The 23,082-nt window shown below is 74.2% G+C and carries 23 protein-coding genes and 2 pseudogenes; 13 read left to right on the top strand and 12 right to left on the bottom strand.

What is annotated here, in order from left to right; all coding sequences use genetic code 11:
- Positions 1–4: 4 nt before the first annotated feature.
- The 5 genes and pseudogenes from IEY98_RS32640 to IEY98_RS15845 all read right to left on the bottom strand — a co-directional run.
- Positions 5–319, bottom strand: a pseudogene (locus IEY98_RS32640) (sterol desaturase family protein); the annotation flags it as partial.
- A 319-nt stretch (positions 320–638) separates the two neighbouring features.
- Positions 639–1,559, bottom strand: coding sequence for a helix-turn-helix transcriptional regulator (locus tag IEY98_RS32635; RefSeq protein WP_229786945.1), 921 nt, complete (start codon positions 1,557–1,559; stop codon positions 639–641).
- A gap of 13 nt (positions 1,560–1,572) precedes the next feature.
- Complete coding sequence (locus tag IEY98_RS15855; protein WP_189211190.1) at positions 1,573–2,418, bottom strand: alpha/beta fold hydrolase; 846 nt, start codon at positions 2,416–2,418, stop codon at positions 1,573–1,575.
- The gene (locus tag IEY98_RS15850; RefSeq protein WP_189211189.1) at positions 2,415–2,834 is read right to left on the bottom strand and encodes a helix-turn-helix domain-containing protein; all 420 of its coding nucleotides are present in this window, start codon (positions 2,832–2,834) and stop codon (positions 2,415–2,417) included. The genes IEY98_RS15855 and IEY98_RS15850 overlap by 4 nt, the downstream gene beginning before the upstream one ends.
- A gap of 61 nt (positions 2,835–2,895) precedes the next feature.
- Positions 2,896–3,654: a trypsin-like serine protease gene (locus tag IEY98_RS15845; RefSeq protein ID WP_189211188.1), complete on the bottom strand. Its 759-nt coding sequence runs from the start codon at positions 3,652–3,654 to the stop codon at positions 2,896–2,898.
- A gap of 205 nt (positions 3,655–3,859) precedes the next feature.
- Between IEY98_RS15845 and IEY98_RS15840 the strand changes: the two genes are divergently transcribed.
- Entirely contained in the window at positions 3,860–4,171 is a 312-nt protein-coding gene (locus IEY98_RS15840) for a cupin domain-containing protein (protein WP_308425890.1), read from the top strand.
- A 308-nt stretch (positions 4,172–4,479) separates the two neighbouring features.
- Here the strand turns inward: IEY98_RS15840 and atpF are convergent, their stop codons facing one another.
- Both atpF and IEY98_RS15830 read right to left on the bottom strand, forming a co-directional pair.
- Positions 4,480–5,010 (bottom strand): F0F1 ATP synthase subunit B, encoded by a 531-nt coding sequence (gene atpF / locus IEY98_RS15835; protein ID WP_229786944.1) that lies wholly within the window; start codon positions 5,008–5,010, stop codon positions 4,480–4,482.
- A gap of 33 nt (positions 5,011–5,043) precedes the next feature.
- A complete protein-coding gene (locus tag IEY98_RS15830) occupies positions 5,044–7,776 on the bottom strand; it encodes a helix-turn-helix transcriptional regulator (RefSeq protein WP_229786943.1) in 2,733 nt (910 codons plus the stop codon).
- A 115-nt stretch (positions 7,777–7,891) separates the two neighbouring features.
- On the opposite strand from IEY98_RS15830, the gene IEY98_RS15825 reads away from it, so the two are divergent.
- The 8 genes and pseudogenes from IEY98_RS15825 (at position 7,892) to IEY98_RS15785 (ending at position 15,422) form a co-directional block, all read left to right on the top strand.
- Positions 7,892–8,269: a nuclear transport factor 2 family protein gene (locus tag IEY98_RS15825; RefSeq protein ID WP_189211185.1), complete on the top strand. Its 378-nt coding sequence runs from the start codon at positions 7,892–7,894 to the stop codon at positions 8,267–8,269.
- 11 nt (positions 8,270–8,280) lie between these two features.
- Positions 8,281–8,916, top strand: coding sequence for a CatB-related O-acetyltransferase (locus IEY98_RS15820; protein ID WP_373292396.1), 636 nt, complete (start codon positions 8,281–8,283; stop codon positions 8,914–8,916).
- Positions 8,913–9,788 carry a Vgb family protein gene (locus IEY98_RS15815; protein ID WP_189211183.1) on the top strand — a complete coding sequence of 292 codons (876 nt, stop codon included), beginning with the start codon at positions 8,913–8,915 and terminating at the stop codon, positions 9,786–9,788. Before IEY98_RS15820 ends, IEY98_RS15815 begins: the two co-directional genes overlap by 4 nt.
- A 10-nt stretch (positions 9,789–9,798) precedes the next feature.
- Positions 9,799–10,178: pseudogene (locus IEY98_RS15810) on the top strand (VOC family protein).
- A 270-nt stretch (positions 10,179–10,448) separates the two neighbouring features.
- The gene (locus IEY98_RS33295) at positions 10,449–12,308 is read left to right on the top strand and encodes a S8 family peptidase (protein WP_308425889.1); all 1,860 of its coding nucleotides are present in this window, start codon (positions 10,449–10,451) and stop codon (positions 12,306–12,308) included.
- Positions 12,309–12,341: 33 nt separating this feature from the next.
- Complete coding sequence (locus IEY98_RS15795) at positions 12,342–13,805, top strand: helix-turn-helix domain-containing protein (protein WP_505606714.1); 1,464 nt, start codon at positions 12,342–12,344, stop codon at positions 13,803–13,805.
- A gap of 164 nt (positions 13,806–13,969) precedes the next feature.
- Positions 13,970–14,431 carry a MarR family winged helix-turn-helix transcriptional regulator gene (locus IEY98_RS15790; protein ID WP_189211181.1) on the top strand — a complete coding sequence of 154 codons (462 nt, stop codon included), beginning with the start codon at positions 13,970–13,972 and terminating at the stop codon, positions 14,429–14,431.
- Positions 14,432–14,513: 82 nt separating this feature from the next.
- Positions 14,514–15,422 carry an LLM class flavin-dependent oxidoreductase gene (locus tag IEY98_RS15785; protein WP_189211180.1) on the top strand — a complete coding sequence of 303 codons (909 nt, stop codon included), beginning with the start codon at positions 14,514–14,516 and terminating at the stop codon, positions 15,420–15,422.
- A 1-nt stretch (position 15,423) separates the two neighbouring features.
- Here IEY98_RS15785 and IEY98_RS15780 read toward each other — a convergent pair whose 3' ends face one another.
- Entirely contained in the window at positions 15,424–16,395 is a 972-nt protein-coding gene (locus IEY98_RS15780) for a LysR family transcriptional regulator (RefSeq protein WP_189211179.1), read from the bottom strand.
- A 126-nt stretch (positions 16,396–16,521) separates the two neighbouring features.
- Between IEY98_RS15780 and IEY98_RS15775 the strand changes: the two genes are divergently transcribed.
- Positions 16,522–17,127, top strand: coding sequence for a TetR/AcrR family transcriptional regulator (locus IEY98_RS15775; RefSeq protein WP_189211178.1), 606 nt, complete (start codon positions 16,522–16,524; stop codon positions 17,125–17,127).
- Positions 17,103–18,605 carry a carboxylesterase/lipase family protein gene (locus tag IEY98_RS15770; protein ID WP_189211177.1) on the top strand — a complete coding sequence of 501 codons (1,503 nt, stop codon included), beginning with the start codon at positions 17,103–17,105 and terminating at the stop codon, positions 18,603–18,605. The genes IEY98_RS15775 and IEY98_RS15770 overlap by 25 nt, the downstream gene beginning before the upstream one ends.
- A 21-nt stretch (positions 18,606–18,626) precedes the next feature.
- Here IEY98_RS15770 and IEY98_RS15765 read toward each other — a convergent pair whose 3' ends face one another.
- The 4 genes from IEY98_RS15765 to IEY98_RS15750 all read right to left on the bottom strand — a co-directional run bounded on the left by IEY98_RS15765 (position 18,627) and on the right by IEY98_RS15750 (position 21,367).
- Positions 18,627–19,658, bottom strand: a complete 1,032-nt coding sequence (locus IEY98_RS15765) for a D-cysteine desulfhydrase family protein (RefSeq protein WP_229786942.1) — start codon at positions 19,656–19,658, stop codon at positions 18,627–18,629.
- 169 nt (positions 19,659–19,827) lie between these two features.
- A complete protein-coding gene (locus IEY98_RS15760) occupies positions 19,828–20,295 on the bottom strand; it encodes a pyridoxamine 5'-phosphate oxidase family protein (RefSeq protein ID WP_189211176.1) in 468 nt (155 codons plus the stop codon).
- Positions 20,296–20,333: 38 nt separating this feature from the next.
- A complete protein-coding gene (locus tag IEY98_RS15755) occupies positions 20,334–20,954 on the bottom strand; it encodes a VOC family protein (protein WP_189211175.1) in 621 nt (206 codons plus the stop codon).
- 5 nt (positions 20,955–20,959) lie between these two features.
- Entirely contained in the window at positions 20,960–21,367 is a 408-nt protein-coding gene (locus IEY98_RS15750) for a helix-turn-helix domain-containing protein (protein ID WP_189211174.1), read from the bottom strand.
- A gap of 174 nt (positions 21,368–21,541) precedes the next feature.
- Here IEY98_RS15750 and IEY98_RS15745 point away from each other — a divergent pair, with 174 nt between their 5' ends.
- Together IEY98_RS15745 and IEY98_RS15740 are read left to right on the top strand one after the other, a co-directional pair.
- Positions 21,542–22,111, top strand: a complete 570-nt coding sequence (locus tag IEY98_RS15745; RefSeq protein ID WP_189211173.1) for an NADPH-dependent F420 reductase — start codon at positions 21,542–21,544, stop codon at positions 22,109–22,111.
- A gap of 20 nt (positions 22,112–22,131) precedes the next feature.
- Positions 22,132–22,662 (top strand): VOC family protein, encoded by a 531-nt coding sequence (locus IEY98_RS15740; RefSeq protein ID WP_189211172.1) that lies wholly within the window; start codon positions 22,132–22,134, stop codon positions 22,660–22,662.
- Positions 22,663–23,082 lie beyond the last annotated feature (420 nt).

Below are 23,082 nucleotides of genomic sequence, written 5' to 3'. Positions count from 1 at the left end.
GCCCCACCCGGTAGTCCACATTGGAATGCTGGAGGAGCAGCTGCACGGCGACGCACAGCGCCAGCGCGGAGGCGACGTCGACCGGCAGCCCGAGCACGACCAGCGGGGCGACGCCCGCCGCCGTCTCCAGGGTCTGGTGGACGGGGTGCTTCATCAGGCCGTTGAAGCCGTACGACCGCCGGACGCTGTGGTGGACCGCGTGCAGCCGCCACAGCGCGGGCAGCTTGTGGCTGGCCAGGTGGACCAGCGTGATGCCCAGATCGGCGACGAGCACGGCCGCGAACACCTGCAGGGCGAACGGCCAGTGCCCCGGCCACATCCCCTCGACCGACGCGACCGCGGTGAGCACCGGCAGGACGGCGACGCTCGCCAGGGTCAGGGTCTCGTTCACCGCCGCGTGGACGACGTCGCGCCGGTCGTCCCCGTGCGAGGTGTTCCACTCCGCGCGGTAGGGCAGGACGCGCTCGGCGGCGAAGGAGCAGGCGATCGCGACCAGCAGCAGCCCGAGCAGCCAGACCTTGGACCCGCCGCCCGCGATGACCGCGATCCCCGCTCCGTTGACGCCCAGGAGCATGAACGGCACATAGCCGTACCGGATGAGTGTGCGCATGGGCAGGACGATGCCGTCGCGACCGCGCTCAGGGCTTGAACGAACCCGCTGAGATCGTCACCCCCGCCACGAGATGCGAGGGGGCGAGGCCGAACATCTCGCGGCAGACCCGGGTCAGGTGGGCGCCGTCGGCGAAACCCGCGGCGTGGGCCGCCTCGGTGATCGTCCCGCCGAGCCGGGCGTGCTCGATCGCGCGCCGCAGACGCGCCCACCGCACGTAGGCGCGGAACGGCAGCCCGACCCGCTCGCTGAAGAGATGCCCCAGCCGCGACCCCGAGATCCCGACCGCCGCCGCGACGTCGTCCAGCCGGACCGGACCGTCGAGCAGCGCGGGCACCACCGCGAGCGCGTCGCGCAGAACCGGGCTCACCGGACCGACCTCGCCGGGATCACCCACCGACATCACTGCCGCCCACGTGTCGACGGGGTCACCCACCGCCGGCCGCGCCTCGACGGAGTCGTCCACCCGCTTCGCGGCCGCCCAAGTGGCGGTGGGATCACTCACCGCCGCTCGCGCCTCGACGGAGTCGTCCACCCGCTCCGCAGCCGCCCAAGTGTCGGCGGGACTGTCCACCCGCTCCAGCGCCGTCCACGCCTCGGCGGGGCCGTCCGCCCCCTTCGCCAGCGCCGCTGCCCACGCCTCGGCGGAGGTGTGGGGGAGCCCGGTGTCCCGGACGCGGCGGGTCAGTGCCCTGCCGAGCGTGCTCTCCGCGTCGACCCAGGTCAGCACGCCGTCGGAGGAACCCGCGATCTCGTGCACCGCGCCCGACGGGATGATCGCGGCCCGCACCCGGACACCGGCGCCCGACTCGTCGCGGACGGTCAGCGGTTCGCCCAGGCCCTGCACGACCTGGACCGCCGCATGCCGGTGCCGGTGGGCGGCGCCGATCAGGCCCGTGTAGGTGAGCCGTCCCGGCCGCAGCGTCGCGGTGCCCCGCCACGTCGTCATCGGCACATCCTCCTCACCGCGGGGGACCATCAAGCAGGAAGTCCAGGATCGGCTGGGTCTGGCCGACGATCGCGTGCGCGACCTCGGGCAGCACGGTCACGCTCGCGTGCGGCACCGCCCTGCGCACGCGATCCGCCGTGTCCTGGGAGTCGAACATCGCGTCGCGGGCGCCGACGATCACCCGCACCGGCATGTCCAGCCGCCGGAGGGCGTCGTCGGGGAAGACGGGCAGCCGGTCGCGGCGGGGCAGGAAGTGGGCGAACGTCAGCGCGAGGTAGTCGGCCACCTCGGGCAGGGCCATCGGGTCGACGCCCGCGACCGCCCTGATCGAGCGCATGAGGCCCCACCGGCCGAACGGCTTGTAGACCAGGACCTTGAGGAGGAACCCGACCTTCTGGCGGCCGATCCCGCCCGGGCACAGCAGGGCGAGCCGCCCGACCCGGTCCGGCCGCCGGATCGTGTAGTCCAGCGCCAGCCAGCCGCCGAGGGACGCCCCGACGACGGCGACCCGGTCGAGTCCGAGGTGGTTGAAGACGTCGTCCAGCCACAGCGCGTACGCGTCGGAGTCCAGCGGCGGGCGCGACGGCGCGGAGCGGCCGGGCTCGCCGATCAGGTCGACCGCGTGCACCCGGAAGTGCCGCGACCAGGCCGCGACGTCGCCCAGCCACATGGCCGCGTTCGAGCCCGACCCGTGCAGCAGCACGAGGGGCGGGGCGTCCTCGGGCCCGCAGACGAGCACGAACGTCTCGCCCTCGCGGGTCGGCACGCGCAGGTGCTCGGCGGGGACCGGCCACCCGGCGATGGCCTGGTCGTAGCGGCGCCGGATCTCCCGCCCGCCCGACTCGGTCTTGTAGATCATGAGTCCAGCACCGCCTGCAGGTACTCCAGGACCGCGCGGGTGTCGGCCAGCCCGGCGATGACGACGACCTTCATCCGGCCGCGCTCCTCGTCGTAGGCCGTCGACACCCGGACCGGCTGGTCGCCCGGCTCGCCGCGCATCGCCGTGAGCAGGGTGCTGACGCGGTGGGCAGTCTCCGGGCTCACCGCGTCGATCCCGACGACGGTCGACACGTCGACGTGCCGGTGGCGGCCGACCTCGGGCGGGTCCGCGACCGGCGCGCCGAGGAACGCCTCGAGGTCCTCGCGGGTGACGCGGTACTGCTTCCCGATCCGGACCGCCCGCAGTCGCTCGTCGCGGATGTAGCCGCGCACCGTGCGGACATGCAGTCCGAGCTGCGCGGCCACCTCCTCCGCGGAGTAGAGCTGTTTGGTCATATCACTACCCTAACATTCCCCACTGTGACGCTTGATGGGTAATTTTAGGGAGTAATACGGACTAGCTGAACAGGCTGAGCGTGTACCGGACCAGGGCGTCGCGGTCGCGGACCCTGGCCGGGTCCGCGCCGAGGTGCTGGGCCAGCGGCCTGGCGGCCGTCCAGTCTGCGGAGTCGGCGTGCTGGGTCTCCAGCTCCCACAGCCTGCCGATGAGCGACACCGCGACGGTCAGGATGGGCTGCACGTAGAACAGGCGCAGCCCTTGCGAGTCGTCCCGCTCGACGGCCCACTCCATGCCGACGAGCGCGCCCAACTGGTCGTACACCGCGCTGCCGGAGTCGCCCACGTCGGCGAGGTGGCCGCCGGTGTTGCGGCAGACGAACTGCTTGCGCACGGTCGGGCTGTTCTCCACCGGGCCGTCGAGGTCGCGCTGGGCGAACTCCGTCGACTCGAACAGGGCGTACCCGCCCTGCTGGTAGTTGTAGGCGACACCGGTCAGCTTGGCGTCCTTCGCCGTGCTGGGGAACTTCCGCGCGGTCTCGCCCACCGGCACCGCGCGGTCGATGGTGATGCCCGGGTCCACCTTCACGATCGCCCAGTCGACGGCCTCGTCCTGCACGCCGGTGATGTAGGCGCCGATGGGGGTGTAGTCGAAGCCGTTCAGGCTGGCCTCCACGACCCGGGTGCGCGCGGGGTGGTTCAGCCCGTGCTGGACGGTGAGGAAGTAGATGCCGTCCGCGCCGGTGAGGAACGGGCCGACCGAGCACTGCGCGTTGACTCCCTGGCGCTGGACGCGCATACCGCGGCGAAGCGTGGGCATGGGTTTCTCCGGAGGATCGGCGACGGCGGACCTGCGGGACCGCCGTACACCCAGTCGGCGAAGACGATCTTGTCGTTACCGCTGCCGCCCGGCGGTTTCCCGCCACCCAGCCCGATGCCGCCCGGGGCTATATCGTCAAGCGCAGCCGTGATACCCCGTGCGGATGGGAGCGTGTTGCGTGACCGACCACCCCGATGTGGCACCCGTGACCGAACTGGCAGCGGCCCTGCTGGACGAGGCCCGCCGCGCCCCCGCGCACCGGGCCGCCAAGACGCTGGTGTCCAACCAGGTGCAGCGGGCGACCCTGATCGCGCTCACCGAGGGCGCCGAACTCGCCGAGCACAACGCGCCCCCGGCGGCGACCCTGCACGTCCTGAGCGGGCAGGTCCGGCTGCACACCCAGGACGAGAGCTGGGAACTGGCCGAGGGTCACCTGGCCCCCGTCCCACCCCGCAGGCACGGAGTCCTCGCCCGCACCGACGCAGTTGTCCTGCTCACCGTCGCCATGTGCGAGTGAGGTGGTGCCACAACTCGCGGGCACCGACGCGGTTGTGCTTACCGTCGCTTTGCAGCTCGCCCACTCCAGCGCGGTTGTGCTGCTTGCTCTCGCCGTGCGAGTGAGGTGTGCTGTGTCGGCTCGCCCCCGCTGGCGCGGTTGTGCTGGTCACCCTCGCCATGGGCGAGCGAGCGGGGTGCCGCAGCGCGGAGCGGCCCTCCTCCTCGGTGGCGAGGCAGGCGGATTCGGCGGAGCGGCCGCGTAACCCGCCGCCTCGACCAGCGTGGCCGGGTGCCAGCCAACCGGAAACGGCCCCTCTGTGGCGCCGTTCAGCGGGGAAGCGGGGGCGGTGTCCGGCCCGCGTCGGAGTCGGTCAGAACGCGGTCCACGATGTGCTGCGCAGGGGGCTCGCCGATGACGCGGGTGGCCAGGTCGAGGGCGAGGCGGCCCAGTTCCGGGCGCAGGTCGGCCAGCACGCGCTCCCGCTGGGCGGCCAGGTCGGTCTCGCCGCGGTCGATCAGGCGCTGGACGCGGTCCTGGGCCTCGGCGTTCACCCGCGCCTGGGCGGCCTCGGCCTCGGCGCGGGCCGTGTCGCGGATCGCCGATGCCTCGGCGCGAGCGGCGCTCACCTGTGCGCGGTACTCCGCCAGGGCCTGCGCGGCCTTGGCCCGCGCCGCCTCGGCGTCGGCGATCCCGCCCTCGATCCGCGCGGTCCGCTCGCCGTACAGGCGCTCGAAGCGGGGCGCCACGACCTTCGTGAAGATGGCCAGCAACACCAGGAACGCGACCAGGCCGAGCGCGAGCTCGACGAGGTCGGGCTCCACCGGGTTCGGCCCTTGTCCTAAGTAGATACTCGTCACGATGCCCCCGGTGTCGGCGACGGTGCGACCAGCCTAGCGCACCCGATCAAGCCGGGAATCGGCGGAAAGTCCCTCACTTTCGGCAAGGGCGCCGAGTTCCGTCCGCGCCGTGACGCCGAGCTTCGGATAGGCCTTGTAGAGGTGGTAGCCGACGGTCCTCGGGCTGAGGAACAGCTGCGCCGCGATGTCCCGATTGGACAGTCCGCGGGCGGCGAGCCGGACGATCGTGCGCTCCTGCGGGGTGAGGGCGGCCAGCGGACCCTCGGCGGCGACGGGCACGGCCTCGCCGGTCGCGTCGAGTTCGGCGCGGGCCCGTCGCGCCCACGGGACGGCGCCGAGCCTGCGGAAGGCCTCGAACGCCGCGCGCAGCTGAGTTCTGGCCTCGGACCTGCGGCGCGCCCGGCGCAGCCATTCGCCGTACAGCAGCGCGGTCCGCGCGCGCTCGAACTGCCGGTCGTCGGGATGCAGCCCCAGCGCGGCCTGGTACAGCCCCTCGGCGTCCTCCTCCGGCGCGAGCAGCGCGCGACAGCGCCGCACGTGCGCGTCGATCCACGGCTGGCCCGCCTGCCGCGCCCAGTCCTCGAGCAGGACGAGCGGCGCGCGGGCGTCCTCCGGCCTGCCCAGCCGCGCCGCCGCCTCCACGAGGTCGGGAACGCTCCGCGCGCCGGGCAGCTGGTGGCGCACGGGCCCGCTGTGCAGGGCGGCCAACCGGGACAGGGCCGACTCCCACCGGGCGTTGCCGAGGTCGAGCAGGGCCAGCGCCCACTGCGCCCAGGACAGGCCGGGCGGCGGCGCGTCCGGCTCCGGCGCGGCGAGCGCGTCGTCGGCGAAGGCGTGGCAGTCCCGCTCGTCGCCGGAGACCGCGGCCAGGTACGCCAGCACGCCGCTGGTCTCGGCGATCCACTGCCGGTGCCCCAGTTCGCGCGCGATCCGCAGCGCCTCGCCCGCCTCGTCGGCGGCGTCGGGGTGCCTGCCGAGGAACACCGACGCCCGGGCGAGGCAGGCCAGCACCGGCGGCGTGCGGCCGATCCACCCGTTCTCCCGGCACTGCGCCAGGAGCGCGCCCGCCACTCGGCGCGCCTCGGCGTCCTGGCCCGCGACCTGCAGGCTGGTCGCGGCGACCAGGATCGTGTCGTGCGGGCCGCCGTACCCGGTGCGGCGCGCGGCGTCGACCCGCTCGGCGCGGGTCAGCGGGTCCCGGTCGCCCCGGCCGATCGCGGAGCGCACCGCCCAGGTCAGCAGGTGGGCGACGGGGGTCAGCGGGTCCTCGGGCGGCAGCGGCAGGGCGTCCAGCAGGTCCGCGGTCTCGGCGGTCTCGCGCTCCCCGAGGTACCAGGCGGCGTGCACGGCGTCGAGCAGGACGCGGGCCGCCTCCGCCGGGTCCGGGGTGAGCGCCGCCGCCTCGGTGAGCAGCCCGCTGGCCGTGCGCAGCGAGCCGTGGTGGAACGCCGCCGCGGCGCGCACCCGGATGGCGCGGACCGCCAGGGCGGGGTCGTCCGGGCGCGCGGACGCGGCGAGGTCGGCCATGCGGTCGATGTCCCCCTCCTCGGCGGCCGCCTCCGCGGCCAGCACGAGCCTGCGGGCGCGATCCGCAGCGGACGAGGACAGCCGGGCGGCGCGCTCGTAGGCCGCGGTCGCGGCGGCGTACCCGCTGCGCGTGGCGGCCCGCTGGGCGGTGTCCTCCAGCTCGGCGGCCACCCGCTCGTCGGGGCCGCTGGTCACCGCGGCCCGGTGCCAGGCGCGCCGGTCGGCGTCGTCGGGCCGGTCGAGCGCGTCGGCGAGCGCGGTGTGCACCACGATGCGCAGGCTGACCGGCGCGGCCCGGTACACCGCCGACCGCACGAGCGGGTGGCGGAAGCGCACGGTGTGGGTGTCCACCCGGATCAGGCCAGCGGCCTCGGCGGGCACCAGGTCCGTCGGCAGGCAGCCCAGCGGCTCGGCGGCGCGCAGCAGGACCGCGCGGTCCCCGGTGTCCTCGGCGGCGGCGACGAGCAGCAGGCGCAGCGTCGACTCGGGCAGCCGCCGCGCCTGGTCGAGGAACGCCGCCTGGACCGCGTCGGTCATCGGCAGCGCCGCGCCCGCGGCGACCGGCCCGCCCTCGGCGATGGCGGCGGGCAGCTCCAGCAGGGCCAGCGGGTTGCCCTGGGCCTCGGCGAGCACCCGGTACCGGTCGGCGGGGCTCAGCGCGGCGGCGTGGTCGGCCAGCACCGCGGCGGCGGCGGGCGCGTCGAGCCCGGTCAGCGCCAGGTGGGCGAGCCCGGGCGCGGCGAAGTCGGTCCGGGCGGCGATGACCAGCCCAACGCCCTCGGCGTCGAGCCGCCGCGCGGCGAACAGCAGGGCCTCGGTCGAGGCGCGGTCGAGCCACTGCGCGTCGTCGACCAGGCACAGCACGGGCTCGCCGTCGGCGTACTCGGCGAGCAGCGAGAGGACGGCGAGGCCGACCAGCATCCGGTCGCCCGGCTCGGCCGGGGCGAGGCCGAAGGCCCCGCGCAGGGCGCGCGCCTGCGGGGCGGGCAGGGCGTAGACGTGGTCCATGGCCCCGCGCAGCAGCAGGTGCAGTCCGGCGAACGGCAGGTGCGCCTCGGACTCGACGCCGGTGCTGCGCACGACCCGCAGCCCCGCCGCGGCCGCCGCCGCGTGCTCCAGCAGCGCGGTCTTGCCGATGCCCGGCTCCCCGGTGACGAGCAGGCACCCGCTGCGGCCCGCCCGGCAGTCCGCCAGCAGCCCGTCGATGACCGATATCTCCGCACCCCGACCGCGCAACACGGCCCGACAGTACTTAACCGGACGGTCGCGCCCGGACCGAAGTACCGGGGCGTGACGGATTCCGCGTCCCGCCCCCGGCCCTAGCGTGTGATCGAGACACGAGGAGGGGGTGACCATGTCCGACCCTGACGACGTGGCCCGGCGCTACCTGGCGGCCTGGAACGAGCGCGACCAGGCCAGGCGGCGGGCGCTCGTCGACGCGCTGTGGACTGACGACGCGGTCCACGTCGACCCGATCGCCACCGCGGCGGGCCGCGCCGCCGTCGACGCGGTGATCGCCACCGCGCAGCGCCAGTTCCCCGGCCTGGGCTACCGGGCCGCCGGGAGCGCCGACGGCCACCACGGCGTGGTGCGGCTCACCTGGGAACTGGCGCCGGAGGGCGGCCCTGCCGTGATCATCGGCGTGGTCGTCCTGGTCACCGACGGCGCCCGCGTCCGCGCGGGCTACGGCTTCCTCGACCCCGTCCCGACCGAAGCAGGAGTGGACAGTTGACACCGGACCCGATGACCCAGCACCCGCTGCCCGCGCACGAACGGGTGGTGTTCCTCAAACCGCTCATCAGCTCCCCGACCATCGAGGTCGGCGAGTACACCTACTACGACGACCCCGACGGCGCGACCGCGTTCGAGCAGCGCAACGTGCTCTACGCCTACGGGCCCGAACGCCTGGTCATCGGCAGGTTCTGCGCGATCGCCTCGGGCACGCGGTTTCTGATGGCGGGCGCGGAGCACCCCACGATGGGCGTCTCGACCTACCCGTTCACCATGTTCGGCGGCGCGTGGGCCGAGCGGACGCTCGACATCGTCACCGGCATGCCCAGCCGGGGCGACACCGTGGTGGGCAACGACGTCTGGTTCGGCTACCGGGCCACGGTGATGCCCGGCGTGCGGATCGGGGACGGCGCCATCATCGCCGCGGGCGCGGTCGTCACCGCCGACGTGCCGCCCTACACGATCGTCGGCGGCAACCCCGCCCGCCCCATCCGGCGGCGCTACGACGACGCCGACGTGGAGCGGCTGCGCCGGGCCGCGTGGTGGGACTGGCCCGTCGACGTCATCACCGAGCACGTCCGGACCATCATGGCGGGCGCCCCGGCCGATATCGAGCGCATCGCGGCGAGCCTGGAGCGGCAGCAGTGACCCTGATCGAGGAGTTCCCCGTCGCGGGAGGCGGCCCGTACGCGGTGACCACCGGACCGGACGGCGCGCTGTGGTTCACGATGGTCCACAGTGGAATGATCGGCCGCCTGGTCCCCGGCGGCGAGCCCGCCTACCACCGGCTCGACCCGGACAGCGGGCCCACCGTCATCACTCCCGGCCCCGACGGCGCGCTGTGGTTCACCGAGTACCGGGCGGACCGGATCGGCCGGATCACCACCGACGGCGCGGTCACGGAGTTCGCCGTGGGCAGCGGGCCGTTCGGCATCACGACCGGCCCCGACGGCGCGCTGTGGTTCACCGAGACCGCCGCCGACCGCATCGCCCGCCTCACCACCGACGGGCAGGTCACCGGCTTCCCGCTCCCGCGGCCCGGCGCGTTCCCGTCGGCGATCACGGCGGGCCCCGACGACGCGCTGTGGTTCACCATGAACCAGGCCAACGCCGTGGGGCGGATCACCGTGGACGGCGCGGTCACCGTCCACCCGCTGCCCACCCCGGCCGCCGCGCCGGTCGGGATCACCGCAGGACCGGACGGCGCGCTCTGGTTCGTCGCGATCGCCGCGGGCCTGACCGGCCGGATCACCACGGACGGGCAGGTGCGGGAGTTCCCGCTGCCCGACCGCGCCGGCCGCCCGCACGCCATCACCCCGGGCGCGGACGGCGCCCTGTGGTTCACCGAATGGGGCGGCAACCGCGTCGGCTCCATCACCGTCGACGGCGAGATCACCGTCCACGACCTGCCGACCCCCGGCTCCGAGCCCCACGGCATCACCCTCGGCCCGGACGGTGCGCTGTGGACGGCCCTGGAATCCGGCGCCCTCGCCCGCATCGCCCCGACACCGCTGCCCTAGGAGACCCGCCGTGCCCGTGAAGTTCAACCACACCATCATCCCCGCCAAGGACGGCGGCGAGTCGGCGCGGTTCTTCCGCGAGCTGCTCGACCTGCCCGAGGCGCCGTCGTGGGGCCCGTTCACCAACATCCTGCTCGACGACGGCGTGCTGTTGCAGTTCGCGGAGCTGCCCGGTGTCGACGAGATCCAACTGCGCCACTACGCCTTCCTGCTCGACGATGACCTGTTCGACCGCGCCCATGCCCGCCTGCGCGCAGCGGGCGTCGAGCACTGGGCCGACCCGGGGATGACCGCCCCGGCGAGACCAACACCGAGCACGGCGGCCGCGGCGTCTACTTTCTCGACCCCGCGGGCCACGCCATCGAGCTGATCACCAAGCCCTACCTGTGAACCTTGCCGCGGTTTGACAGTCGCCGTGACGCGATGTCGAGCGTCCGGGTGCGGAACGGTCACGCGCGGTAAGGGTTCCGGGTGCCGTTTGCCGGTTCTTTGCGCCCCTCGGTCCCGCCGTTGCCCGCCGATCGCGGGGGCTGCGACGGTTCGCCCACCCGCGCCGGGTCCCCTGCGCCCGGCCGCGGGCGGCGCCCCCGAACACCCTGCCTCGGGGCGCGTCCGCGCCACCCCTCCCCTGTGAGCGGGTCGAGTAAGGAGAACCGAGACATGCACGACAACACCCGGCGCGGCGGCTACGGCCACCGCACGGCCCGGCGCGCCGCGATCCTGGCCGCCGCCGTCGCCCTGCCGCTGACGCTGGCGCCCACCAGCGCCGCGGCGACCGGCGAGATCCGGTCCGCTGGCGGCGCGACCGCGATCGCCGACTCCTACATCGTCGTCTTCAAGGACACCGCGGTCTCCGCGGCGGGTGTCGAGGCGCGGGCGACCGACCTGGCCCAGGCGTACGGCGGCGCCGTCACCCACACCTACCGGGACGCGCTGCGCGGCTTCGCGGTCTCGCTGCCGGAGGCGGCGGCGCGGCGGTTGGCGGCGAACCCGTCGGTGGCCTACGTCGAACAGGACCACACCGCACGGCTGGTGGGCACCCAGTCGCCGACGGCGTCGTGGGGCCTGGACCGGGTCGACCAGCGCGCGCTGCCCCTGGACAACTCCTACACCTACCCCAACACCGGGGCGGGCGTGCGGGTCTACATCCTCGACACGGGCGTGCGCGTGACGCACAACGACTTCGGCGGCCGCGCCGTGCACGGGCGCGACACCGTGGACGACGACAACGACAGCAGCGACTGCCACGGCCACGGCACCCACGTGGCGGGCACGGTCGGCGGCACGGCCCACGGCATCGCCAAGGGCGCCACGCTCGTCGGCGTGCGCATCATGAACTGCCAGGGCTCGGGCCAGTGGAGCGACATCATCGCGGGCATCGACTGGGTGGCCGCCGACCACGACCCCGGCGAGCTGGCCGTGGCCAACATGAGCATCGGCGGCGGCAAGTACCAGGCGCTCAACGACGCCGTCTCCGCCGCGATCCGCGACGGCGTCACCTTCGCCGTCGCCGCGGCCAACGACAACGCCGACGCGTGCACCAAGTCCCCGGCCAGCACGCCGGAGGCGATCACGACCGGCGCGACCGACAAGACCGACCGGCGGGCGTCGTTCTCCAACTGGGGCAGCTGCCTGGACCTGTTCGCCCCGGGTGTGGGCATCACCTCGACGTGGTGGACCGCCGACGACGCCACCTCCACCGCCAGCGGCACCTCCATGGCCTCCCCGCACGTGGCGGGCGTCGCGGCGCTGATCACCGCGGCCAACCCGACGTTCACCCCGCAGCAGGTGCGCGACAGGATGGTCGCCGACGCCACCTCCGGCGTGGTCACCGACCCGCGGACGGGCTCGCCGAACAAGCTGCTCCACGTCGACAGCGGCACGCCCGCCGAGGACGACTTCGCCGTGTCAGTCTCGCCGTCCTCCGGCGCCACCGACGCGGGCGGCTCGGTGACGGCGACGGTGTCCACCAGCACGGTCTCCGGTGACCCGCAGGCCGTCACGCTGGCGGCGAAGGGCCTGCCCGAGGGCGCGACCGCCGCGTTCCGCCCCGAGTCGGTCACCTCCGGCGAGTCCTCGGCGATGACCATCAGCACGACCGCGGCCACCCCGGCGGGCGCCTACCCGATCACCGTCAACGCCGTCGGCGCCGACACGACCCGCACGACGACCTTCACGTTGACCGTCAACGGCACCACGCCGCCCGGCGGCTGCGACGGCCGCGAGACGGTCAAGACCGGCACCCTGGCCTCCGGCGGCAGCGTCTACCAGCCCGACGGCGGCTACTTCCACACCACCGTCGCAGGCGCCCACGCGGGCTGCCTCGACGGTCCCGACGGCACGGACTTCGACCTGTACCTGCAGAAGTGGACCGGCTACGGCTGGTCGACGGTGGCCCGCTCCACCTCGCCCGGCGCGGACGAGGAGCTGACCTACACGGGCACGGCGGGCTACTACCGCTACCGCGTCCACTCCTACAGCGGGACCGGCGCCTACACGCTCGGCTACGACGTCCCCTGAGCAAAGACGTCCCCTTGATCAAGACGTCCCCAGATCAAGGGGCGTAGGGAGAGGAACAGCCCGCCCGGCCGTGCCTTCCGGCCGGGCGGGCTGCCCGCTACCGGTCACCCCCTCGGTCGGGCACACTCGTCCCCACCCTCGCGACGACGGGAGGCGAAGCTGAACGGCGACCCGGACGGCCCCGGCTTCGGCGGGGTCCTCAGGCACTGGCGCAAGCTGGCGGGCCTGTCGCAGGCCCGGCTGGCGGCCGAGCTGGGCTACCACAACAGCGTCGTCAGCCGGTGGGAGTCGGGGGACCGGCAGCCCCCGCCCGACCTCGTCCAGCGCATCGACGCCGTCCTGGGCGCGGACGGGCGGCTGGCCCGGTACCACGCCGAGAGCGCGGCGGGCGTCGGCTCGCCCGCGCCGCTCCCCGGCGGGCTCACCGCCCCCGGCGCGCTCGGCGTCGCGTGGGAGCCCGCCCGCTGGCCCGCGCGCTTGCCGCACCACGGCCTGACCTGCCCCCTGCACGGCGACGACGGCTGCGCCATCCCCCCAGCCGACGCGGCGACGGCGATCCACACCGCGTTCACCACCGAGCCCGGGGACACCGGCGGCGACGTCATCCACGTCCTGGCCGCGCAGCTGGCCGTGTACGCGCGCATCGGCGAGGAACACGGGCCGGTGGGCATCCACACCGCCGTCGAGGCCGTGCTGCACCTGATCGTCCGCTCCCTGACGCCCGCGGCGGCGGCGCACCGGCCCGCGTTGTTCCACCTCGCGGCCCGGTACGCCGGTCTCGCCGGTCAGCTGCGCACGCTGTCCGGCCAGCACGGCGCGGCGATGGCGCTGTACGGCAAGGCCCTCAACTGGGCGACGCTGTGCGACGACGCGAGCCTGCGCGCCGCGTTGCTGTGCGACATGGGTTCCCTGGCCCGCCTGGAGGACGACGGCCACAGCGCCGTGTCCTACGCCGACGCCCTGTCCGCCATCGCCCCCGACCGGGCGTGGACGTCGGCGCTCGCGCACCTGTACCGCGCCCGCGGCCACGCCCTCCTCGGCGACCTGCGGGAGACCAGCGCCGACGTCGCCGCCGCCCGCCGCCACCTCGATCGCGTGACCGCTGACGACGAGCGGGAGGCGCCGTGGCTCGCGGGCGTGCACGGCCAGGTCCACGTCGAGGCGGGCATCGGCGGCGCGCTGCGCGACATCGCCGCGGCCACCGCCGACCGCGCCGTCGCCCACGCCGCGATCACGGCGACCGAGCACTCCCTGGCCGTCGTCCCCGCCCACCTGCGCCCGGCCACCGTGCTGCTGGCCCTGCGGCTGGCCGACTGCTACGCCTGCGCGGGCCAGCCGGAGGCCGCCGTCGCCATCGCCACCCCGGTGCTCGCCGAGGCCACGGCCATCCCGATGACCACGATCAGCCACGAACTGCGCGGCCTGCGCCTGCGCCTCGCCGCCCGCTGGCCGACGCAGCCCACGGTCCGCTGCTTCCTCGACCGCGGCAGGCCCTAGCCGTTCCCGCCCCGGTGAACCGTCCAGTCCGGCCGGTAGGCGCAGAGGATGAACTGGATGGTGTCGCGGTCGGCGGGAGCGTTGGTCACGATCCGGTCCAGCGCGTAGACCGCGCCGATGCGGACGCTTAGTTCGTGCCACGAATTAAGCGCTATCCTGCCCGAATGGGCAAGCAGGGTGACGAGCGGATCGGGGTCGTGGCCGCGCTCGTGCGGTCGGCGTTCCTGGTGAACGCCGTCTACGCCGAGTCGGCTCGGGAGCACGGGCTCACGGCGCAGCAGGGGCAGTTGCTGTGTGTGCTGATGGCGCGTCCGTACGGCATGGGCGAGTTGGGCGCGACCCTCGGCCTGGCCAAGTCGAGCCTCACCGGGCTGGTGGACCGCACCGAGCGCAACGGGCTGGTGCGCCGCGAACCCGACCCCGAGGATCTGCGGGCGGTGCGGGTCGCGCTCACCCGGCGCGGCGCCGCGCTCGCCGAGGGGTTCTACGCCGAGACCTGCCGCCGGGTCGACGCCCTCCCCGCGCGGCTCGACGACGCCGAGCGCGAGACGCTCGCGGCGTTGCTCGGCCGGGTCGTGATGGACAACGCGGTGCCCGAGGTCTTCGGGGAGCCGGACACCCGCTGAGACGCCCGCCACACTGCCATGAAGTTCGTACTACGAACCAATATGGTTCGCAGTACGAACTTCGATGAAAGGTGTGAGGGCTATGTCGGTACCGGACGTCGTCTTCGGCTTCGGCGCGCACAGCGGCGTCGACGGCGGGGCGGAGCTGCTGGCCATGGCGCGGCAGGCCGACCGCGACGGGTTGGACGTCGTGTCGCTGTCGGACCACCCGTACTTCGGCGACCGGCTCGACGCCTACGCCGCCATCGGGTTCCTGCTCGGCGGCACCAGCCGCATCTCCGGCTTCGTGAACGTCACCAACCTGCCGACCCGGCCCGCTCCCATGCTCGCGCGGATGGTGACCTCGCTGTCGGCGCTGTCCGGCGGCCGGATCGTCCTCGGGATGGGCGCGGGCGGGCTGTGGGACCGGATCACCGCCATGGGCGTGCCCCGGCTCTCGCCCGGCGCCGCGGTGGACGCCTTCGAGGAGGCGATCGTCCTGGTGCGCAAGCTCTCCGGCGGCGGCCCGCCCGTCACCCACCGGGGGAACCACTACCAGGTGGACGGCATCGATCCCGCTCCCGTCGCCGCGCCGCCGGTGTGGACCGGGTCGAACGGGCCGAAGTCGCTGGCCGCCACCGGCCGGGTGGCCGACGGCTGGATCCCCGGCCACGCCGCCGACTGGCTCAGCGAGCGGTACCGCACGTCCCGGCCGGTCATCGACGCCGCCGCTGCGGCCGCGGGCCGCGACCCCCGCGACGTCCGCACCGTCTACAACCTGCCCGGCCGCATCACCGACCGGCCGCTGGCCGCCACCCGCGACGCGGACGGCCGCTGGATCGGCGGCTCGGTCGAGCAGTGGGTCGACGAGCTGACCGGCGCCGTCCTGGACCACGGCGCGTCGGGCTTCATCCTGTTCTCGCCCACCGGCGGCACGCAGGACCGCGCCTCGCTCGGCCGCTGGGCGAACGAGATCGCCCCCGCGGTCCGGGCGGCGATCGCGGCGGGTTGAGTCAGAACTCGGGGAACACCCCGGGGTGCGCGGCGAACCACGAGCGCGCGTGTTCGCATTGCCGATAGCAGTCGCGGAAGGCGGTGATCGCCAGCTGGTGGATCGCGTCGATGAGGTCGTCGGCCCCTCGGCCGGGCCGCCACGCGAGCAGCCAGCGGCGATGGATGCCTTCCGCGCCCGTCAACGCGCGGATGACCACGCCCGGGCTCGGGGTCGACGAGGCGGCGACGAGACAGGCGCCGTTGCCCGCCGCGACGAACTCGGCCATGTGCCCGCTGTCGCCCGCGCGGGCCGTGACGTCGGGGGTGAAGCCGTGCCGCGCGCAGCAGGCCAGGAAGGCCGGGATGAGGGGGTCGTCCGGGTCGGCCGAGAGTATCCACTCCGCGTCGGCGAGTGCGGCCAGCGGGACTTCCGGCAGGTCGGCGAGCGGGTGGTCGGCGGGAAGGCCGATGAACGGCGGGTCGGTGGGCAGCAGGACCCTGGTCCGCACGCCGCGGGGGAGCGGCAGCGGGTTGCCGATGATCTCCCTGAGCAGGACGACGTCGAGCTCGCCCGCCGCGAGGAGGTCGACCATGCGCCCGCAGGAGATCTCGGTGCTGGCGGTGATCCCGGTGTCCGGCCGCAGGGCGCGGACGCCGCGCGCCAGGGCCGTCAGCGGCGAGCTGGGGTAGGACGCCAGCCGCAGCCGAGGCGGCGCGCGCTCCGGCCGCGGCCGGTCGGGGTGGAACCCGCGCAACTCCCGCGCGTCGCTCAGGATCAACCGCGCCTTGGCCACGACGACCTCGCCGAACTCCGTCAGCGCCACGCCCGGGGCGTCGTGCCGGAACAGCTGCCCGCCCAGCCGCGCCTCGATCCGGCCGAGCTGCGCCGCGAGCGCGGCCTGGGCCATCCCCAGCCGCGCCGCGGCCCGCGCCGTGCTCCCGGCGTCAGCGAGTTCGACCACCAGCCGCAGGTGCCGAAACTCGATGTCCACGACGGGGCGCCTCCGGCTCGGGTCGGATGCCTCTCGACGGTCAAGGATCTCGGAACCGGGAGGGGCCATCAAGGGCCATCGGGTGGTCCCCGGCCGGACTTTGCTCGCACGTGCTAGAATTTGCTCGTGCGAGCAAAGTCGGTGACCGAGCAGGCCCGGCGGGCGCAGATCGTGGCCGCGGCGGTCGAGGTGCTGGCCGAGGGCGGGTACGCGGCGGCCTCGTTCAAGCGGATCGCGGCGGTGGCCGGGCTCAGCAGCACCGGGTTGATCTCGTACCACTTCAAGGGCAAGCAGGAACTGGTCGACGCCGTGTACGCCGAGGTCACGCACGTGTTCGCGGGGTTCGTCCTGGAGCGCATGGACCGGGGGACGGGAGCGGCGGAGGAGTTGCGGGCGTTCCTCACGGCCAACGTGCGCTTCATGGCCGAGCACCGCAACCACGCCATCGCCCTGCACGAGGTGCGTGCGCACGCCTCCGCCGCGACCGCGGGGGACGGCGACCACCGCAAGATGGCCGACCTGCTGCGGGAAGGGCAGCGCGCCGGGGAGTTCCGGGACTTCGACGCCGACACCATGGCGGTGTTCGTCATGGCGCTGCGCGACGGCGTGCTGGCCCGGCTGGGGAATCGCGCGGAGATCGATCTCGATCGCTGCGAACGCGAGCTGGTCACCATGGTCGAGCTCGCCACGACAAGGGGGACGGGGACATGGGCCGGAGGACATGGGCGCTGATGGGGGCCGCGTTGCTGCTCACGTCATGCGGGGGAGCGGACGGCAGGGACGGCGTCGCCAGCACGGACAGCGGGGACGTGCGCGGCGTCGTGCACGGTGATCACACCGTCTTCCAGGGGATCCCGTACGCGGCGCCGCCCGTGGGGGAGCGGCGGTGGGCGGCGCCCGCGCGGGCCGAGCGGTGGACGGGGGTGCGGGACGCCACCGCGCCGGGCAGCCCGTGCCCCCAGATCGGGACGTCCTATTCGGACGACCGGTCCACCGATGAGGACTGCCTGTTCCTCAACGTCACCACGCCGTCCACGCAAGGCGCGCGGCCGGTCATGGTGTGGGTGCACGGCGACGGCTCGGTGGGCGCGGGCCACCACTTCGACGCGCGCGCCCTGGCGACGCAGGGCGACGTCGTGGTGGTGACGATCAACTACCGGCTGGGCGTCTTCGGCGGGTTCGGCTACCCCGGCCTGCCCGGCTCGGGCGCGTTCGGCCTCGCCGACCAGCGGGCCGCGCTGGACTGGGTGCGCCGCAACGCCGCCGCCTTCGGCGGGGATCCGGGCAACATCACGCTGTTCGGGGTGTCGTACGGCGCCTCCTCGGTGGCCGCCCACCTGGTGTCGCCCGCGTCGCGCGGGTTGTTCGACAAGGCGGTCATGCACAGCGGGTTCGCGCTCATCGACCTGCCCGCGGAGGCGTGGTACCCCGGGCTGGAGGCGCTGCCGTGGCTGGCGTGGCGGGACCAGGCCGAGATCGCCGGGATCGGCCAGGCCGTCGCCGCGGAGCTGGGGTGCGCCGACCTCGCGTGCCTGCGCGGCCTGCCCGCCGAGACGCTGCTCGACCACCCGCAGGTGATGAACATCTTCCAGCCGTACGGCTACGGCGGCGACGACCTGCCGCGGTTGCCCGCCGACGCCCTCGCCGACGGCGACTTCGCCCGCGTGCCCGTGCTCGCGGGCAACGCGCGGCACGAGCACCGCGGGATCGTGGACATCTTCCGCGGCCCGGTCGCCGCGGCGGACTACCCGAGGCTCCTGGCGGCCGCCTTCGGCGACGACGCCGACGAGATCGTCCGCGAGTACCCGCTCAGCGCCTACCCCAGCGCGAGCCTGGCGTGGGCGCAGGTGCTCACCGACCGGGTGTGGGCGCGGCCGACGTTCCGCCAGCACGAACTCCTCGCCCGCCACACCCCCGTCCACGCCTTCGAGTTCGCCGACGAGGGGGCGACGCCGCAGGGCGCGACCCACAGCAGCGACATCGGCTACCTGTTCCGCGATGAGGACCTGACCGGTGACCACAAAGGACTATCCGATCTCATGATCCGCTACTGGACGACGTTCGCCAGCACCGGCGACCCCAACGGCGAGGGCCTGCCTGCCTGGCCGCCGTTCGCCGACGGCGAGCACGTCCAGCAGCTGGCCCCGGGCGCGGTCACGGGCGTCGACTACCGGGCGGAGCACCGACTGGACTTCTGGGCAGGCCGCTGACGCCACACCGCGACAGGACGGTCAGGCCTCGGCTTCCTTGATCAGGTCCGGGGCGTAGCCGTAGAGGCCGGGGAGGCCGCCGGTGTGGAGGAAGACGACGGTGTCGGTGGCGGGGATCCCGCCGGTGCGGACGGAGTCGATGAGGGTGGCGGCGGCCTTGCCGGTGTAGACCGGGTCGAGCGTGATGCCCTCGGTGCGGCCGAACAGGCGGATCGCGTCCCAGACCGCCGGGGTCGGGACGCCGTAGCCGGGGCCGAGGGCGTGGTCGGTCACCCGGACGTGCGCCATGCTCGGGGCGGGGACGCCGAGCAGCGCGGACGCCTCGGCCGTCAGGCGGTCGATGTCGGCCGTGTGGCGCTCGATCGGGCCGGAGACCGACGCGGCGTCGACGGTGACGGGCCAGTCCAGCAGCGCCGCGCCGAGCGCGAGCCCGGCGACCGTGCCCGCGCTGCCGATCGCGCACACGATCCGGTCCACCTCGCTCAGCTGGTCCCGCAACTCCGCGGCGGCGGCTACGTAGCCGAGCGCGCCGACGGCGTTGGACCCGCCGACCGGGAGCGTGACGGCCTTGCGCCCCTCCGCCGCCGCCTCCTCGGCGAGCCGTCGATGGATGGCCTCCGCCTCGGCGTCGGTGTCGCACACGTGCAGCCGCGCGCCGTAGAGCAGGTCCAGCGCGACGTTGCCCGATCGCTCGTACGCCTCGTCGTCCCGGGGCGCAACCCGCGCCCCCGACTCGACCAGGCTGGTGACGCGCCTCGTCAGCACCAACTCGCACCGCAACCCGAGCCGCGCGCAGGCGGCGGCCGTCTGCCGACCGTGGTTGGTCTGCATCCCGCCGGAGGTGATCACGGTGTCGACGCCCTCGGCGAGTGCCGCGCCCAGCAGGAACTCCAGCTTGCGCAGCTTGTTCCCGCCGACGCCGAGCCCGTTCACGTCATCCCGCTTGACGAGCACCCGGGGCCCGCCGAGCGCCTCGGACAGCCGAGGGCACTCCTCCAGCGGAGTAGGCCAACTCCCCAACCCGACCCGGGCGAACCGAGACAGATCAACCACCGACGCCTCCTCGACGGCCGACGGCTTCGGCCAGCTGACCCCGACCGTACCCGCGACCGCCCCCGCGCAGCAGCCGACCGGCTGTCCCGGGCGCCGTCGGCCCTTCCCGGTGGCGCCGGGTGGGTTCGCGGCCTGGGGTGCGTGGGGCAGCAGGCAAGCGTCCGGTGGGTCAGGATTCCGCGTCCGCGCGGTCCAGCCAGCGGCCGTCGCGCATGAGGAGGCGGCCGCGGAGCTCGTTCTCCTCCCGCCAGGCCTGCACGCGCCGCGGGTGGATGCGGAAGTACTGGTAGGGCGTGGCCAGCTCGCGCGGGTCGAACCCGGTCCTGGCCGCGAACGCGTCGCCGGTCTCCCGGTCAGGTTCGGCGATCGGCTCGGCGGTGCCCTCGACGACCACCACGTCGCGGGTCGTGCCGAGGCTGAGCCGCACCCGGCCGTCGGCCAGCAGGTTGCGGCCGGTGACCGAGGCCCTCGGGGTCGAGATGAGGATCGACGTCCCGTCCCACAGGAAGGACAGCGGGATGAGGTGGACGCCGCCGGGCGGGCCCGCCGATGCGACCCACAGGTCGACGTCGGTCTCCAGCCTGGCGCGCGTGTCGCGCACCCGCTCCGCGAGCGTCCGTGGTGGCGCGGTCGTCATGGTCCCTCCAGGGGAACGGCAGTGGAAGATAAGTCCTATCAGGACGTCGAGGCCACGGACGCGGGCACCCACGCGAACCCGTCCGGGTCGGTGCACGGGCCCGCGTCGCCGTTGATCACGAGGCGGTGGGAGCCGGTGCCGTCGGGGGCGACGCCCGCGGTCTTGGCGAGGGCGCGGCGGCGGTACAGGGCCAGGGTGATCGGGCCGGTCTCGAACTCGACGTACATGCGCCCGAAGCTCTTGCCCGCGGTGAGGCCGCGCTCGCTGTAGAACCGCTTGGTCGCCGCCACATCGGCGACGCCCAGCAGGAGCACGATGGCGTCGATGTCCCGCGTGGCCGGGCCGGTGTCCTTCTTGGCCGACGTCGCGATCTTCCAGATGGTCCCGTCCGGCGCCTGGACGACCCCGCCGTAGCCCCACAGCGACTTCGCGGCGGGCTTGACCACCGTCGCCCCCTCGGCGACGGCGGCCGCGACGAAGCCGTCCACGGTGGCGGGCTGGGCCACCGTCAGCGCCAGCGTGAACCCGCGGAAGCCGCTCGACGGCGACTCCGCTGGGCGCAGGCGGATCTCCGCGTCCAGTCCGAACGCGGTGGTGTAGAAGTGACGGGCGGTCGCGGTGTCGGCGACCTCGATGGTGACGGATTCGATGTGTGCCATGGGAATCACGCTAGCCGCGGCTCGACGGCCGACGCTTCTTCATTCCTGACCGGTGCGGCGAAGTCCACGGGGGACACGCCCGTCACCTCCGTGAAGCGGTCGGCGAAGACCCCCGGCGTCGGGAAGCCCACCGCGACGCCGACCTCGACCACGCCGAGTTCTCCCGACCGCAGCAGCGCCCGCGCCCGCTCGACCCGCCGCCCGACCAGGTAGGCGTACGGCGACAGCCCGTATGCGAGCCGGAACCGACGGCTGAGGTGGCCCGGCGGCATGCCCGCGTCCCGGGCGAGCGCGCCGACGTCCAACGGCCGCGCGTGCTCCCGGCCGATCCGATCGCGGACGCGGCGCAGCCGGGCGAGGTCGTCCTGCCGCAGCGCCTCCGCGCGGGCGCGTCCCCACAGCGGGTTGCACATGTGATCTCCCTCCATGCCGATGATGTCGATCACGCTATGCGCGCCGCCGAGACCCGCACTTCTCGATTCCTGACCGATCCACCCACACAAGTGGTCCCCGTCACTTGCGGAATAGTTGAACCTTCAACATCCTTGTAGGGGGTGCACGGACACCCGACCGACAGGAGCACCGACATGGCACGCGTGAGCATCATCGGCACCGGCACCATGGCCAAGGCCATCGCGGACGTCGTCGGCAGGGGCGGCGGCGCCGTGGACCTGCTCGGCCGCGACGACGACCGCGTCACCGGCGAGATCGTTGTCCTCGCCGTCCCCTACGGCGCGCTCGCCGACGTCGTCGCCCGGCTGGGCGCGCAGCTCGCGGGCAAGGTCGTCGTCGACATCAGCAACCCCGTGGACTTCACGACGTTCGACTTCCTCGTCGTCCCCGCCGACGGCTCCGCGGCCGCCGAACTGGCCGAGGCGCTGCCCGCGTCGCGGGTCGTCAAGGCGTTCAACACCAACTTCGCGGCCACCCTGTCCACGGGGACGGTCGGCGGGCAGCCCACCACCGTCCTGATCGCGGGCGACGACGCCGATGCCAAGGCGCTGCTCGCCGGGATCGTCACCGCGGGCGGCCTGCGCGCCGTCGACGCGGGCCCGCTGCGCCGCGCCCGCGAACTGGAGGCCGTCGGCTTCCTGCAGCTCACCCTGGCCGCCGCCGAGAAGGTCGCCTGGACGGCGGGCTTCGCCGTCGCCGCGTGACCCCGCGCAAGGAGGATTCCGTGACCGTCTCGCCCGTCCGCCTCAACCACGCCGTGCTGTTCGTGGCCGACCTCGACCGCTCCGCCCGCTTCTACACCGAGGTGTTCGGCATGGAACTGGTCAGCCACGAGGAGCCGCTGAACGCCGCGTTCCTGCGGCTGCCCCGCTCCGGCAACCACCACGACCTGGGCCTGTTCGGCATCGGCCCGGCCGACGGCCCCCGCCGCCGCGGCATCGGCCTCTACCACCTCGCCTGGCAGCTCGACACCGTCGACGAACTGGTCGAGTTCCGCCAGCGCCTGACCGCCGCGGGCGCGTACACCGGCGAGTCCAGCCACGGCGCCACCAAGAGCGTCTACGGAGCCGACCCCGACGGCAACGAGTTCGAGATCATGTGGATGCTCCCCCGCGCCGCCTGGGGCCCCCACGCCGACGCCGCCATCGTCGAACGCCTCGACCTCGCCGCCGAACTCGCCCGCTGGTCCGGCGTGCGCACCGCAGGCCGGATCGTCACCGACCCCACGCCTCCCGCCGCCACGGAACAGCCGTGAACCTCACGGCCCCATGCAGGGTTGCCAGCTGCTCCGGGCTACGTACGACGGGCCGAACCATGCCCGATCCCGCGCCTCCGGGCACCTCGGTGAGCGGCGCACCGCGTGGTCCCGGCGAGGTTGCAGGCTGGACCTCGCGGCGGGTTGTGACTGGTCCGGCATGTCGGGTTGGTCCGGCTCCTCGCAATCCCGGCGGGGCTGCTGGCTGCGCCTCGGGGCGGGGCGTGACCGATCCCGCGCCTCCGGGCACCTCGTTGTTAGCCATGCACTCGCAATCCCGCCGACGCTGCCCGCTGCGCCCCGGGGCGGGTCGCGGCCGGTCCCCTGTCTCCCGCAGCCCCGGATAGTCGTCCACCTTCCAGGTTCGGCCTGCCGCACCTGAACCGTCCGATTCATCCCCGTCACCGAGAGGACCCCGTC

This window comes from Actinokineospora fastidiosa (assembly GCF_014648415.1).
Lineage (GTDB): Bacteria > Actinomycetota > Actinomycetes > Mycobacteriales > Pseudonocardiaceae > Actinokineospora > Actinokineospora fastidiosa.
The sequence above is the reverse complement of the archived record's forward strand: the minus strand, read 5'-3'. Positions and strand labels throughout refer to the sequence as shown.